Raw genomic sequence first — 13,658 nt, forward strand, 5'->3', positions numbered from 1 at the left:
CCGGCCAGTCCGGCGGCAAGACCCAGATCAAGCCCTACACCATGAACTTCGGGCCGCAGCACCCTGCGGCCCACGGCGTGTTGCGTCTGGTGATGGAGCTGAACGGCGAGGTCGTCGAGCGCTGCGACCCGCACATCGGCCTGCTGCACCGCGGCACCGAGAAGCTGATCGAGTACAAGACCTATCTGCAGGCCGTTCCGTATTTCGACCGCCTGGACTACGTCAGCCCGATGTGCATGGAGCACGCCTATGTGCTCGGCATCGAGAACCTGCTGCAGATCAAGGCGCCGCTGCGCGCCCAGTACATCCGCGTCCTCTTCTCCGAGATCACGCGCATCCTGAACCACATCCTGTCGATCACCACCGGCGCGCTCGACGTCGGCGCGATCACGCCGGCGCTGTGGGGCTTCGAGGAACGCGAGATCCTCATGGAGTTCTACGAGCGTGTGTGCGGTGCGCGCCTGCATGCGAACTACTTCCGTCCCGGCGGCGTCGCCTGGGATCTGCCCGCTGGCCTGACCGACGACATCTGGGAGTTCACGGAGCGCTTCCCGAAGTTTGTTGACGACATTGACAATCTGCTGACGAACAATCGCATTTTCAAGCAGCGGACCGTCGACATCGGCGTCGTCACCAAGGAAGAGGCGTTCAACTGGGGCTTCACCGGCCCGATGCTGCGCGGTTCGGGCGTCGCCTGGGACCTGCGCAAGTCGCAGCCCTACGAAGTCTACGACCGCATGGACTTCGACGTGCCGGTCGGCCTGACCGGCGACTGCTGGGCGCGCTACCTCGTCCGCATGGAGGAGATGCGCCAGTCCAACCGCATGATCCGCCAGTGCCTGAAGGAGCTTCCCGAAGGCCCGGTGCGCGCGGAGGAGCGCAAGGTCTCCCCGCCGCCGCGCGGCGAGATGAAGCGGTCGATGGAAGCGCTGATCCATCACTTCAAGCTCTTCACCGAGGGCTTCCACGTCCCGGCGGGCGAAACCTACACCGCCATCGAGGCGCCGAAGGGCGAGTTCGGCGTGTATCTGGTCTCGGACGGCACGAACAAGCCGTACCGCTGCAAGATCCGCGCGCCGGGCTTCGCCCACCTGCAGGGCCTCGACTTCATGTCGAAGGGCCACATGCTGGCCGACGCGGTGGCCAACATCGCGTCCATGGACATCGTGTTCGGAGAAATTGACCGATGAGCGCCCCGGCTCACGACCCGGCCAAGGAGCCGGCCTCCTTCGCCTTCACTCCGGAAAATCTGGAACGGGCAAAGGCCATCATCGCGAAGTACCCGGCGGGCAAGCAGGCCAGCGCCTGCATGCCGCTGCTCGATCTGGCCCAGCGCCAGAGCGAGGGCTGGCTGCCGCGCGTCGCCATGGACGCCGTGGCCGACCTGCTCGGCATGCCGCGCATCCGCGTGTACGAGGTCGCGACCTTCTACACGATGTACAACAAGACCCCGGTCGGCAAGCACGTCATCCAGGTCTGCACGACCACGCCGTGCTGGCTGCGCGGGTCGGACGACATCGTGCACACCTGCGAGCGCAAGCTGGGCATCGGTGTCGGCGAGACGACGGCCGACGGCCAGTTCACGCTGCGCGAGGTCGAATGCTCGGGCGCCTGCGTCAACGCGCCGGTGGTCCAGATCGGCGACGACTACTATGAAGACGTCAGCCCGGAACACATGGAAAAGATCATCGACGCCCTCAAGGGCGGCGAGGTCCCCAAGCACGGCTCGCAGATCGGCCGGCAGTCCTCCGAACCGGTGGGCGGCCCGACGACTCTGAAGGCCTTCACCACCACGGCCGATTGAGGGGGATGCGATGCTTCGCGACGAGGACCGCATTTTCACCAACCTGTACGGCTACCAGAGCTTCGGCCTGGACGCCGCCCGGAAGCGTGGTGACTGGGACAACACCAAGGCCCTGATCGCCCAGGGCAAGGAATGGATCATTGAGCAGGTCAAGGAGTCCGGCCTGCGCGGGCGCGGCGGCGCCGGCTTCTCGACCGGCATGAAGTGGTCCTTCATGCCGAAGAACGTGACGGACAAGCCGGTCTACCTCGTCATCAACGCCGACGAGGGCGAGCCGGGCACCTGCAAGGACCGCGACATCCTGCGCCACGATCCGCACAAGCTGATCGAAGGCTGCCTGATCGCCGGTTTCGCCATCGGCGCGTCCGCCTGCTACATCTACATCCGCGGCGAGTTCTACAACGAAGGCTCCAACGTCCAGCGCGCCATCGACGAGGCGTACGAGGCGGGGCTGATCGGCAAGAACGCCTGCGGTACCGGTTACGACTACGACATCTACATCCACCGCGGCGCGGGCGCGTACATCTGCGGCGAGGAGACGGCGCTCATCGAGTCCATCGAGGGCAAGAAGGGCCAGCCGCGCAACAAGCCGCCGTTCCCCGCCCAGGCCGGTCTCTATTCCTGCCCGACCACGGTGAACAACGTCGAGTCCATCGCGGTGGTTCCGACCATCCTGCGCCGCGGTGCGGCGTGGTTTGCCGGTCTCGGCCGTCCGAAGAACACCGGCACCAAGCTCTTCTGCATCTCCGGGCACGTCAACAAGCCGTGCAACGTGGAAGAGGAGATGGGTATTCCGCTGAAGGAGCTGATCGAGAAGCACGCCGGCGGCGTGCGCGGCGGGTGGGACAACCTGCTGGCGATCATCCCCGGCGGCTCGTCGGTGCCGCTGCTGCCGAAGTCGATCTGCGACACGGTCCTGATGGACTTCGACAGCCTGCGCGACGTGCGGTCCGGCCTGGGCACCGCGGCGGTGATCGTGATGGACAAGTCCACCGACGTGGTGAAGGCCATCGCCCGCCTGTCCCAGTTCTACGCCCATGAGAGCTGCGGCCAGTGCACGCCGTGCCGCGAGGGCACCGGCTGGATGAACCGCATCATGCAGCGCATGGTGACCGGCAACGCGCGGGTCGAGGAAATCGACATGCTGCTGGAGGTCACCAAGCAGATCGAGGGGCACACCATCTGCGCGCTCGGCGATGCCGCGGCCTGGCCGATCCAGGGCCTGTTCCGGCATTTCCGGCCGGAGGTCGAGCGCCGCATCCTCGACTATCGCAACGCCGCCAAGTCCTTGGCGGCCGAGTAAGGAGCCCGGTTTCCCATGCCGAAACTCACCATCGACGGGATCGAGATCGAAGTCGAGCCGGGCACCTCGATCCTGCAGGCCTGCGAACAGCTGGGCATCGAGATCCCGCGCTTCTGCTACCACGAACGTCTGAGCGTGCCGGCGAACTGCCGCATGTGCCTCGTGGAGATGGAGCGCGCGCCGAAGCCGGTGGCCGCCTGCGCCATGCCCTGCGGCGACGGGATGGTCGTCAAGACCAACACCGAGCTCGTGCACAAGGCCCGCAAGGGCGTCATGGAGTTCCTGCTGATCAACCACCCGCTGGACTGTCCGATCTGCGACCAGGGCGGCGAGTGCGATCTCCAGGACCAGGCGATGGCCTACGGCTTCGACCGTGGCCGCTACGGCGAGAACAAGCGCGCCGTCCAGGACAAGTACATGGGGCCGCTGATCCGGACCGAGATGACGCGCTGCATCCACTGCACGCGCTGCATCCGCTTCGTGAACGAGATCGCCGGCGTTCCCGACCTCGGCGCGGTGAACCGCGGCGAGCACATGGAAATCACCACCTTCGTCGAGAAGGCCATCGGGTCGGAGCTGTCGGGCAACCTCGCCGACGTCTGTCCGGTGGGCGCGCTGCTGTCCAAGCCCTACGCCTTCACGGCCCGTCCGTGGGAGCTGCGCAAGACCGAGACGGTCGACGTGCTGGACGCGGTCGGCTCGAACATCCGGGTCGACACCCGCGGCCCCGAGGTGATGCGCGTCCTGCCGCGCGTCAACGAGGACGTCAACGAGGAGTGGATCGCCGACAAGACCCGCTTCGCCTATGACGGGCTGAAGCGCCAGCGTCTCGACCGCCCCTACGTCCGCAAGGACGGCAAGCTCCAGCCGGCAACCTGGGCCGAGGCCTTCCAGGCCGTCGCCGCCAAGGTCAAGGGTGTTCCGGGCAACCGCATCGCCGCGATCGCCGGCGATCTGGCCGACACCGAGTCCATGCTGGCGCTCAAGGAGCTGATGGCGGGCCTCGGCTCCGCCAACATCGACTGCCGCCAGGACGGCGCCCTGTTCGACACGTCGTCCCGTGCGGGCTACCTGTTCAACAGCGGCATCGCCGGGATCGAGCGGGCGGACGTCATCCTGCTGGTCGGCACCAACCCGCGTTGGGAAGCCACCATCGTCAACGCCCGCATCCGCAAGCGCTACCTGATGGGTGGCCTGAAGGTCGCGGTGATCGGCGAGGCCCGCGAGCTGACCTACCCGTATAGCCATCTCGGCACGGGCACCGAAGCCCTGCAGCAGCTCGTCGACGGCACGCACGCCTTCGCCGACGCGCTGCGCGGCGCCAAGAACCCGATGGTCATCCTCGGCGCCGGTGCCTTCCGCCGCAAGGACGGCGCCGCCGTCCAGGCCGCGGTGCGCAAGCTGGCCGAGACCTTCAACGTGGTTCAGGACGGCTGGAACGGCTTCAACGTGCTGCACACGGCGGCGTCCCGCGTTGGCGGTCTCGACATCGGCTTCCTGCCGGGCGAGGGCGGTCGCGGCACCGCCGGCATCGTCGAGGGGGCAGGGAAGGGCGAGATCGACGTGGTGTACCTGCTGGGCGCCGACGAGATCGACACCGCCGCGCTCGGCAACGCCTTCGTGGTCTACCAGGGCCACCACGGCGACAAGGGCGCCCACCGCGCCGACGTCATCCTGCCGGGTGCAGCCTACACCGAGAAGAACGCCCTCTACGTCAACACCGAGGGCCGCCCGCAGCAGGCGCGTCTCGCCACCTTCCCGCCCGGCGAGGCGCGGGAGGACTGGAAGATCCTGCGCGCCCTGTCGGAACAGCTCGGCCAAAAGCTGCCCTACGACAGCCTGACGCAGATCCGTCGCCGTCTGGCCGAGGTCAACCCGGTCTTCGCGGCGGTCGGCACGGTCACGCCGGCCCCCTGGGCGCCGTTCGGCGTGGAAGGACTGGTCGACGACTCGCCCTTCTTCTCGTCGGTCGCGAACTACTACATGACCGATCCGATCAGCCGCGCCTCGGTGACCATGGCTCGTTGCGCCGAGACGTTTGTGAAGCCCGCCGAGAGCGCTCAGGAGAGGACCGGTACCCATGGCTGAGTTCTGGAGCGGCTTCCTTCTGCCGCTGATCATCATCGTCCTCAAGATCCTGGCGATCGTCGTGCCGCTCCTGGTGGCCGTGGCCTTCATGACCTACGCCGAGCGTAAGATCATGGGCGCCATGCAGCTCCGCCAGGGACCGAACATCGTCGGCCCGTTCGGGCTTCTGCAGCCGTTCGCGGACGGCCTGAAGCTGTTCGCGAAGGAGCAGATCCTGCCGGTCGGCGCGAACCGCTTCGTGTTCTATCTGGCGCCGATGCTGACCTTCTTCCTGGCGCTGGTCGCCTGGGCGGTCATTCCCTTCGACTACGGCATGGTGCTGGCCGACATCAACGTCGGCATCCTGTACCTGTTCGCGATCTCGTCGCTGGGCGTGTACGGCATCGTGATGGCCGGATGGGCGTCGAACTCGCGCTACGCCTTCCTCGGCGCGCTGCGCTCGGCGGCGCAGATGGTGTCCTACGAGGTCTCGATGGGCCTCGTCATCATCTCCGTCCTGCTCTGCGTCGGCTCGCTGAACCTGACGAAGATCGTCGAGGCGCAGGAGACGATCTGGTTCGCCATCCCGCTGCTGCCGATGTTCGTCATCTTCTTCATCTCGGCGCTGGCGGAAACCAACCGGTCGCCCTTCGACCTGCCGGAAGGCGAGTCGGAGCTGGTGGCCGGCTTCATGGTGGAATACAGCTCGGCCCCCTTCGCGCTCTTCTTCCTTGGCGAATACGCCAACATGATCCTGATGAGCGCGATGACCAGCATCCTGTTCCTGGGAGGCTGGCTGCCGCCGCTGCCGTTCGCGCCCTTCACGTGGATCCCCGGCCCGATCTGGTTCGCCCTGAAGATCGCCTTCTGCCTGTTCGTCTATGTGTGGGTCCGCGCGACCATGCCGCGCTACCGCTACGACCAGCTGATGCGTCTGGGTTGGAAGGTGTTCCTGCCGTTCTCGCTGCTGTGGGTCGTGCTGACGGCCGGCGTGCTGGTGACGTTCGGCTGGCTGCCGAAATGACCGGCGCCTGAACGGACCATCGGATCGAGTTTCAAAGAGAAAGCGCGGGCGCTACCCGGAACGGGGCGCCCGCTAGGAAGGAGACGAAGAGGCCATGGCGTTCCTCGATCGTGCGGCGCGCAGCCTGTTCCTGACCGAACTTTTGGGCGGCCTCGGGCTCACCCTGCGCTACATGTTCAAGCCCAAGGTGACCCTGAACTACCCGTTCGAAAAGGGCCCCATCAGCCCCCGCTTCCGCGGCGAGCACGTCCTGCGCCGGTATCCCGGCGGCGAGGAACGCTGCATCGCCTGCAAGCTGTGCGAGGCGGTGTGTCCGGCCCTGGCCATCACCATCGAGGCCGAACCGCGTGAGGACGGCAGCCGCCGCACCACGCGTTACGACATCGACATGACGAAGTGTATCTACTGCGGCTATTGCCAGGAGGCTTGCCCGGTGGACGCCATCGTGATGGGGCCGAACTTCGAGTTCTCCACCGAGAACCGTGAAGAGCTTTTCTACAACAAGCAGAAGCTGCTGGCGAACGGCGACCGCTGGGAAGCGGAAATCGCCCAGAACCTCGCGGCCGAGGCGCCGTACCGGTAAGTCTTTGCAGTGCGGTAAGCGGAAACGGGGATAACGATGATTGTTCAAGGCATCGCCTTCTACGTCTTTGCTGCGCTGCTGGTGGCCTCCGGTGTGATGGTCATCTCGGCGCGGAATCCGGTTCATTCGGTCCTTTATCTGGTCCTGGCCTTTTTCCAGGCCGCCGGCCTGTGCGTGCTGCTCGGGGCCGAGTTCATCGCGATGATCCTGGTGATCGTCTATGTGGGCGCGGTCGCGGTGCTGTTCCTGTTCGTGGTGATGATGCTCGACATCAACTTCCGCGAGCTGCGGGCGGGCGCGCTCCAGTACCTGCCGATCGGCGGGCTGATCGGTCTCATCCTGCTGGCCGAACTGGCCGCCGTTCTCGGCGGCTGGATCATCGCGCCGGCCGCGGAGAAGGCCGCCTCGGCGCCGGTTGCGGCGATGCCCGGTGCGACCAACACCGAGCAGCTCGGTCAGCTGATCTACACCCACTACGTCTATCTGTTCCAGGCGTCGGGCATCGTGCTGCTGATCGCCATGATCGGCGCCATCGTCCTGACCCTGCGTCAGCGCGAGGGTGTCCGGAAGCAGAACATCGGCTCCCAGCTCGCCCGTCGGCGCGAGGACGTGGTCGCCATCCGCAAGGTGCCGACCGGGGAGGGCGTGTGATCATGGAAATCGGTCTCGGGCATTATCTGACGGTCTCGGCCATCATCTTCACGCTCGGCGTCCTCGGCATCTTCCTCAACCGGAAGAACGTCATCATCATCCTGATGTCGATCGAGATGATGCTGCTCGCCGTGAACCTGAATCTGGTCTCGTTCTCGGTCTTCCTGAACGATCTGGTCGGGCAGGTCTTCTCCATGATCATCCTGACCGTCGCCGCCGCCGAGGCGGCCATCGGTCTCGCCATCCTGGTGGTGTACTTCCGCAACCGCGGCTCCATCCGGGTCGAAGACATCAATCTGATGAGGGGCTAAGGCAGCGCCATGGAAGTCCTTGTCGTATTCCTCCCGCTCCTGGCGTTCCTCGTCGCGGGTTCCATCGCCCTGTTCGGCGGGCCGAAGGCGGAGCCGGCGCATGCCGGCGGCCACGATCACCATGGGCATGACCACGGTCATGGCCACGACGCCCATGGGCACGGTGCGCACGCTCACGACGAGCATCACGATGATGCGCATCATGACGATGGGCACGACGACCATCACGTCGTCGCCGGGCCGCACACCGTGGGCGACCGCGCCGCACAGTTCGTCACCACCGGTGCCGTCCTGCTCTCCGCGGTCCTGTCCTGGGTGCTGTTCTTCGACGTCGCCGTCGGCGGCCATCCCCGCACGATCGAGCTGATGAGCTGGATTCGCAGCGGCGGCCTGGACCTGTCCTGGGCGCTGCGCGTCGACCAGCTCACCGCGGTCATGCTGGTGGTGGTCAACACCGTCTCGTCGATGGTCCACCTCTACTCCATCGGCTACATGGCCGAGGACCCGCAGAAGCCGCGCTTCATGGGCTACCTGTCGCTGTTCACCTTCGCCATGCTGATGCTGGTGACGGCCGACAACCTCGTGCAGCTCTTCTTCGGCTGGGAAGGCGTGGGTCTCGCCTCCTACCTGCTCATCAACTTCTGGTACGAGAAGCCCTCGGCCAACAACGCGGCGATCAAGGCGTTCCTGGTCAACCGCGTCGGCGACTTCGGCTTCGTGCTCGGCATCTTCGCGATCTTCGTGCTGACGGGCTCCGTCCAGTTCGACGCGATCTTCGCCAAGGCGCCGGAGCTGGCCGGCCAGACGCTGCATTTCCTCAGCTGGAACTTCGACGCGCTGACCATCACCTGCCTGCTGCTCTTCATCGGCGCCATGGGCAAGTCGGCCCAGCTCGGCCTGCACACCTGGCTGCCGGACGCCATGGAGGGCCCGACCCCGGTGTCGGCGCTCATCCACGCGGCCACCATGGTGACCGCCGGCGTGTTCATGGTCTGCCGCCTGTCCCCGGTCTTCGAATACGCCCCGACGGCGCTGGAGATCGTGGCCGTGGTCGGCGCCCTGACGGCCTTCGTCGCGGCGACCATCGGGTTCACCCAGTTCGACATCAAGCGCGTCATCGCCTATTCGACCATGAGCCAGCTCGGCTACATGTTCTTCGCCGCGGGCGTCTCCGCCTACGGCGCGGCGATGTTCCACCTGTTCACGCACGCCTTCTTCAAGGCCCTGCTGTTCCTCGGCGCCGGCTCGGTGATCCACGCCCTGCACCATGAGCAGGACATGCGCAACATGGGCGGCGTCTGGCGGAAGATCCCCTTCACCTACGCGGTGATGTGGATCGGCAACCTCGCGCTGGCCGGTCTGCCTTTCTTCGCCGGCTACTACTCCAAGGACATGATCCTGGAGGCGGCCTTCGCCTCGGCCAGCCCGGTCGGCAAGTTCGCCTTCGCGCTCGGCATCGCCGCGGCCCTGCTGACCGCCTTCTACTCCTGGCGCCTGCTGTTCATGACCTTCCACGGCAAGCCGCGGATGGAGAAGTCGGTCTTCGACCACGCCCATGAATCGCCGATCGTCATGCTGATCCCGCTGGGCGTCCTGGCCGTGGGCGCGCTGTTCGCCGGCTTCGGCTTCCACGAGCTGTTCATCGGCCACAGCATGGAGCATTTCTGGGGCAAGACCATCCTGGTGTTGGCGGACAACAACAGCATCGAGGCGGCCCATCACCACACCCCGGGCTGGGTCAAGCTGGCTCCGCTGGTCGTCGGCCTGATCGGCATCGCGCTCGCCTACATCATGTACATGGCAATCCCGGGCCTGCCCGAGAAGGTCGCCGGCACGTTCCGTGGCGTGCACCAGTTCCTGTACAACAAGTGGTATTTCGACGAGCTGTACGACCGTCTGTTCGTGCGTACGGCCAAGTATCTGGGCTACGGCCTGTGGAAATCCGGCGATGGCGCCGTGATCGACGGTGTCGGTCCGGACGGGATCGCCGCCGTCACCCGCGACGTCGCGGCGCGCGCCAGCCGCCTCCAGTCCGGCTACGTCTATCACTACGCTTTCGCGATGGTGATCGGCGTGGTGCTGCTGGTCGCCTGGCTGTCTGTGTTCGGTTGAGCGGTTTGAAGGGGAACAAGAACAATGGCTAGCTGGCCGCTCCTGTCGTTCACGACCTTCCTGCCGCTGGCCGGTGTGGCGCTGATCCTGCTCTTCTGCAGGGGCAACACGCCGGATGTGGTTCGGAACGTCCGTTACGTCGCGCTCTGGACGACGGTCATCACCTTCGTCCTGTCGCTGTTCATCTGGTTCAACTTCGACCCGCGCAACCCGGGCTACCAGCTCGTGGAGAAGGCGGCGTGGATTCCCGAGTTCGGGATCTCCTACCACATGGGTGTGGACGGCATTTCGATGCTGTTCGTCATCCTCTCCACCTTCCTGATGCCGCTCTGCATCCTCTCCTCCTGGGAGGCGGTGCAGACCCGGGTAAAGGAATACATGATCGCCTTCCTCGTGCTGGAAACCCTCATGGTGGGGATGTTCTGCGCGCTGGATTTCGTCCTCTTCTACATGTTCTTCGAGGGCGTGCTGATCCCGATGTTCCTGATCATCGGTGTCTGGGGCGGCGCGCGGCGCGTCTACGCGGCGTTCAAGTTCTTCCTCTACACGCTGCTCGGTTCGGTCCTGATGCTGCTGGCCATCCTGGCCATGTACTTCGCGGCCGGCACGACGGACATCCCGACGATCACGGCGACCCATTTCCCGCGCAACATGCAGCTCTGGCTGTGGCTGGCCTTCTTCGCGTCCTTCGCGGTGAAGGTGCCGATGTGGCCGGTGCACACCTGGCTCCCCGACGCCCACGTCGAAGCGCCGACCGCCGGGTCGGTCATCCTGGCCGGCGTTCTGCTGAAGATGGGCGGCTACGGCTTCCTGCGCTTCAACATCCCGATGCTGCCCGAGGCGACCGAGTATTTCGCCCCGATGGTCTACGCCCTGTCGATCGTCGCGGTGATCTACACCTCCCTCGTCGCCTTGGCGCAGGAGGATATGAAGAAGCTGATCGCCTACTCGTCCGTCGCCCACATGGGCTTCGTCACCATCGGCATGTTCGCGCTGAACCAGCAGGGCATCGAGGGCTCGATCTTCACGATGCTGTCGCACGGCATCGTCTCGGGCGCGCTCTTCCTCTGCGTCGGCGTCGTCTATGACCGGCTGCACACCCGCGAGATCGCCCGCTACGGCGGTCTGGTGAAGAACATGCCGAAATACGCGGTGGTCTTCCTGTTCATGACCATGGCCTCGGTCGGCCTGCCGGGCACCTCCGGCTTCGTCGGCGAGTTCCTGGTCCTGCTCGGCGCCTTCCGCGACAACACCTGGGTCGCCTTCCTGGCCGCCACCGGCCTGATCCTGGGCCCGGCCTACGCGCTGTGGCTGTTCCGCCGCGTCGTGTACGGCAAGCTGGTCAAGGCGGACGTCCGCGCGATGTTCGACCTGAACACCCGCGAGGTTGCCATCTTCCTGCCGCTGATCGTCGTGGTGCTGTGGATGGGCGTCTACCCGAACAGCTTCCTGAACGTCACTTCGGCGTCGGTCGGGCAGCTGATCCAGACCTACCAGACCAAGCTGGCCGCCGCTCAGGGCGGGGCCGACGTCTCCGTCGCCGCGCGCTAGAGGTTCCGACATGACCGCTGTGTTTCCCGACATCTGGCCGGCCCTGCCGGAAATCTTCCTCGCCTGCGCCGGCATGGCCCTGCTGCTGATCGGCGTGTTCCGCGGCGACGGCTTCACGCGCCCCATCGGCTACATGACGATGGTGGCGCTGCTGCTGGCCGCCATATTGACCATGGGCTACGGCACCGGCCGGGTCGTCACCTTCAACGGCCTCTTCGTGATGGACGCCTTCGGCGTCTTCATGAAGGTGCTGATCCTCGTCGCCGCCTCGCTGTCGGTCCTTCTCGCGCTCGGCTTCAACGAGCGCGAGAAGATGGCCCGGTTCGAGTTCCCGGTGCTGATGCTCTTCGCCACGCTCGGCATGCTGATGATGGTGTCGGCCAACGACCTCATCTCCCTCTATGTCGGGCTGGAGACGCAGAGCCTCGCGCTCTACGTCATCGCCGCCTTCCGCCGCGACAGCGCCAAGTCGTCGGAAGCGGGCCTGAAGTACTTTGTGCTCGGCTCGCTCTCCTCGGGCATGCTGCTGTACGGCGCCTCGATGGTCTACGGCTTCGCCGGCACGACCTCCTTCGACAAGATCGCCGCCCTGTTCGCCGGCGGCGCGCATCCGTCGGTGGGCGTCATCATCGGTCTGGTCTTCGTCGCCGCCGGCCTGGCCTTCAAGATTTCCGCCGTTCCGTTCCACATGTGGACGCCGGACGTCTACGAGGGCGCGCCGACCCCGGTCACGGCCTTCTTCGCCGCCGCTCCGAAGGTCGCCGCCATCGCGCTGTTCACCCGCCTGCTGATCGAGCCGTTCGGTCATCTGGCCCACCAGTGGCAGCAGATCATCATCGTCAGCTCGATCCTCTCGATGTCGCTCGGCGCCTTCGCGGCGATCACCCAGAGCAACATCAAGCGGCTGATGGCCTACAGCTCCATCGGCCACGTCGGCTACGCCCTGGTCGGCCTCGCGTCCGGCACCCAGGAAGGCGTGCGCGGCGTGCTGATCTACATGGCGGTCTACATCGTCATGAACATCGGCACCTTCGCGGTCATCCTGTGCATGAAGCAGCAGGGCCGCATGGTCGAGGAGATCAAGGACCTCGCCGGCCTGTCGCGCACCAACCCGCTGCTGGCGGGTGCGATGGCGGTGTTCATGTTCTCCATGGCCGGCATCCCGCCGATGGCCGGCTTCTTCAGCAAGCTTTACGTCTTCCTCGCCGCCATCGAGGCGCAGCTCTACACGCTGGCGGTGATCGGCGTGCTGACCAGCGTCGTGGGCGCCTTCTACTATCTGCGCATCATCAAGATCATGTACTTCGATGAGCCGGTTGAGGCGTTCGACAAGATCAACGACGACGGGATGACGGGCATCCTGGTCGCCACCGGCCTGTTCACTCTGCTGTTCTTCGTGGTTCCGGCGCCGATCCTGAACTACGCGGCGGCGGCGGCGGCCTCGCTGTTCGCCGGATGACGGCAGGCAACGAAGCGGAGGCGGCGCGTTTGCGCCTGCCTCCGGGCTTCCGGGTGATGGCCTTCGACTCCGTCGGCAGCACGAACGACGAGGCGAAGGCCTTTGCGCGTTCAGGGGCGGCCGAAGGCACCATCGTCTGGGCCAAGCGGCAGGAGTCGGGCCGCGGCCGCCGCGGCCGGGCGTGGACCTCGCCGGAAGGCAATCTCTACAGTTCCACCATACTGCGTCCCTCGCGCCCGCCGGCCGAGGCGGCGCAGATTTCGTTCGTGGCGGCGCTTGCGATCGCCGACACCGCTGCCGCCGTCCTTCCCGATCCCGATGGGGTGCGCTGCAAGTGGCCGAACGACGTGCTGGTGAACGGTCGCAAGCTGTCCGGCATCCTGCTCGAGTCGGAGGCCTCGGCCGGGGGAGGGGTCTCCTGGCTGGTGCTCGGCGTCGGCATCAACCTGCGGCATTTTCCCGAAGGCACGGATTACGCGGCCACCTCGCTGGCGGCGGAGGGCGCCCCGTCGCTCCAGCCTTCGGCGCTCCTGGAAATCTATGCCGAGCAGTTGGCGCGCTGGTACGGGCTGTGGACGGAGCATGGCTTCGGCCCGGTGCGCGCCGCTTGGCTGAAGCGGGCGCGGGGTCTGGGCGAGCCCATCGTCGTCCGTCTGCCGGACCGCACGCTGACTGGCACCTTCGCCGATCTGGACAGCGACGGCGTTCTGTTGCTTGATCGGGATGACGGGGCGGGGCGCCAGCGCATCGCCGCCGGAGACGTGTTTTTCCCACCCGCGGTGGAGACCTGAGA

At 65.9% G+C, this 13,658-nt stretch carries 12 protein-coding genes; all 12 read left to right on the forward strand.

From position 1 onward, the window contains the following. Nucleotides 1-41 precede the first annotated feature (41 nt). Nucleotides 42-1,190, forward strand: a complete 1,149-nt coding sequence (locus FBZ83_RS16375) for an NADH-quinone oxidoreductase subunit D (protein WP_035673062.1) — start codon at nt 42-44, stop codon at nt 1,188-1,190. Then, nucleotides 1,187-1,804, forward strand: coding sequence for an NADH-quinone oxidoreductase subunit NuoE (gene nuoE / locus FBZ83_RS16380; RefSeq protein ID WP_145684843.1), 618 nt, complete (start codon nt 1,187-1,189; stop codon nt 1,802-1,804). The genes FBZ83_RS16375 and nuoE overlap by 4 nt, the downstream gene beginning before the upstream one ends. A gap of 10 nt (nt 1,805-1,814) precedes the next feature. After that, entirely contained in the window at nt 1,815-3,107 is a 1,293-nt protein-coding gene (gene nuoF, locus FBZ83_RS16385; RefSeq protein ID WP_014240125.1) for an NADH-quinone oxidoreductase subunit NuoF, read from the forward strand. A gap of 15 nt (nt 3,108-3,122) precedes the next feature. Then, nucleotides 3,123-5,195 (forward strand): NADH-quinone oxidoreductase subunit NuoG, encoded by a 2,073-nt coding sequence (gene nuoG, locus FBZ83_RS16390; RefSeq protein WP_145684845.1) that lies wholly within the window; start codon nt 3,123-3,125, stop codon nt 5,193-5,195. Beyond that, nucleotides 5,188-6,198, forward strand: coding sequence for an NADH-quinone oxidoreductase subunit NuoH (nuoH, locus tag FBZ83_RS16395; RefSeq protein ID WP_014240127.1), 1,011 nt, complete (start codon nt 5,188-5,190; stop codon nt 6,196-6,198). The genes nuoG and nuoH overlap by 8 nt, the downstream gene beginning before the upstream one ends. Nucleotides 6,199-6,292: 94 nt before the next feature. Beyond that, nucleotides 6,293-6,781 carry an NADH-quinone oxidoreductase subunit NuoI gene (nuoI, locus tag FBZ83_RS16400; RefSeq protein ID WP_014240128.1) on the forward strand — a complete coding sequence of 163 codons (489 nt, stop codon included), beginning with the start codon at nt 6,293-6,295 and terminating at the stop codon, nt 6,779-6,781. Between the two features lie 36 nt (nt 6,782-6,817). Beyond that, on the forward strand, nt 6,818-7,432 hold the full coding sequence (locus FBZ83_RS16405; RefSeq protein WP_114858448.1) for an NADH-quinone oxidoreductase subunit J: 615 nt from the start codon (nt 6,818-6,820) through the stop codon (nt 7,430-7,432). Nucleotides 7,433-7,434: 2 nt separating this feature from the next. Then, nucleotides 7,435-7,743 (forward strand): NADH-quinone oxidoreductase subunit NuoK, encoded by a 309-nt coding sequence (nuoK, locus tag FBZ83_RS16410; RefSeq protein ID WP_014240130.1) that lies wholly within the window; start codon nt 7,435-7,437, stop codon nt 7,741-7,743. A 9-nt stretch (nt 7,744-7,752) separates the two neighbouring features. Continuing rightward, entirely contained in the window at nt 7,753-9,855 is a 2,103-nt protein-coding gene (gene nuoL / locus FBZ83_RS16415) for an NADH-quinone oxidoreductase subunit L (protein WP_145684847.1), read from the forward strand. 24 nt (nt 9,856-9,879) lie between these two features. Then, nucleotides 9,880-11,406: an NADH-quinone oxidoreductase subunit M gene (locus FBZ83_RS16420; protein ID WP_014240132.1), complete on the forward strand. Its 1,527-nt coding sequence runs from the start codon at nt 9,880-9,882 to the stop codon at nt 11,404-11,406. 10 nt (nt 11,407-11,416) lie between these two features. Beyond that, nucleotides 11,417-12,865 (forward strand): NADH-quinone oxidoreductase subunit NuoN, encoded by a 1,449-nt coding sequence (gene nuoN, locus FBZ83_RS16425; RefSeq protein WP_145684850.1) that lies wholly within the window; start codon nt 11,417-11,419, stop codon nt 12,863-12,865. After that, nucleotides 12,862-13,656: a biotin--[acetyl-CoA-carboxylase] ligase gene (locus FBZ83_RS16430; RefSeq protein ID WP_145684853.1), complete on the forward strand. Its 795-nt coding sequence runs from the start codon at nt 12,862-12,864 to the stop codon at nt 13,654-13,656. The genes nuoN and FBZ83_RS16430 overlap by 4 nt, the downstream gene beginning before the upstream one ends. The last annotated feature ends 2 nt before the right edge of the window (nt 13,657-13,658 follow it).

Origin of the sequence: Azospirillum brasilense (assembly GCF_007827815.1) — a bacterium.
GTDB classification, from domain to species: domain Bacteria; phylum Pseudomonadota; class Alphaproteobacteria; order Azospirillales; family Azospirillaceae; genus Azospirillum; species Azospirillum brasilense_C.

Bases quoted from the DNA above. Each gene is read 5' to 3' on its own strand.
- FBZ83_RS16430 (WP_145684853.1), top strand. From the start codon at position 12,862: ATGACGGCAGGCAACGAAGCGGAGGCGGCGCGTTTGCGCCTGCCTCCG.
- FBZ83_RS16375 (WP_035673062.1), top strand. From the start codon at position 42: ATGAACTTCGGGCCGCAGCACCCTGCGGCCCACGGCGTGTTGCGTCTG.
- FBZ83_RS16405 (WP_114858448.1), top strand. From the start codon at position 6,818: ATGATTGTTCAAGGCATCGCCTTCTACGTCTTTGCTGCGCTGCTGGTG.
- nuoH (WP_014240127.1), top strand. From the start codon at position 5,188: ATGGCTGAGTTCTGGAGCGGCTTCCTTCTGCCGCTGATCATCATCGTC.
- nuoL (WP_145684847.1), top strand. From the start codon at position 7,753: ATGGAAGTCCTTGTCGTATTCCTCCCGCTCCTGGCGTTCCTCGTCGCG.
- nuoG (WP_145684845.1), top strand. From the start codon at position 3,123: ATGCCGAAACTCACCATCGACGGGATCGAGATCGAAGTCGAGCCGGGC.
- nuoF (WP_014240125.1), top strand. From the start codon at position 1,815: ATGCTTCGCGACGAGGACCGCATTTTCACCAACCTGTACGGCTACCAG.
- nuoK (WP_014240130.1), top strand. From the start codon at position 7,435: ATGGAAATCGGTCTCGGGCATTATCTGACGGTCTCGGCCATCATCTTC.
- nuoE (WP_145684843.1), top strand. From the start codon at position 1,187: ATGAGCGCCCCGGCTCACGACCCGGCCAAGGAGCCGGCCTCCTTCGCC.
- nuoN (WP_145684850.1), top strand. From the start codon at position 11,417: ATGACCGCTGTGTTTCCCGACATCTGGCCGGCCCTGCCGGAAATCTTC.
- nuoI (WP_014240128.1), top strand. From the start codon at position 6,293: ATGGCGTTCCTCGATCGTGCGGCGCGCAGCCTGTTCCTGACCGAACTT.
- FBZ83_RS16420 (WP_014240132.1), top strand. From the start codon at position 9,880: ATGGCTAGCTGGCCGCTCCTGTCGTTCACGACCTTCCTGCCGCTGGCC.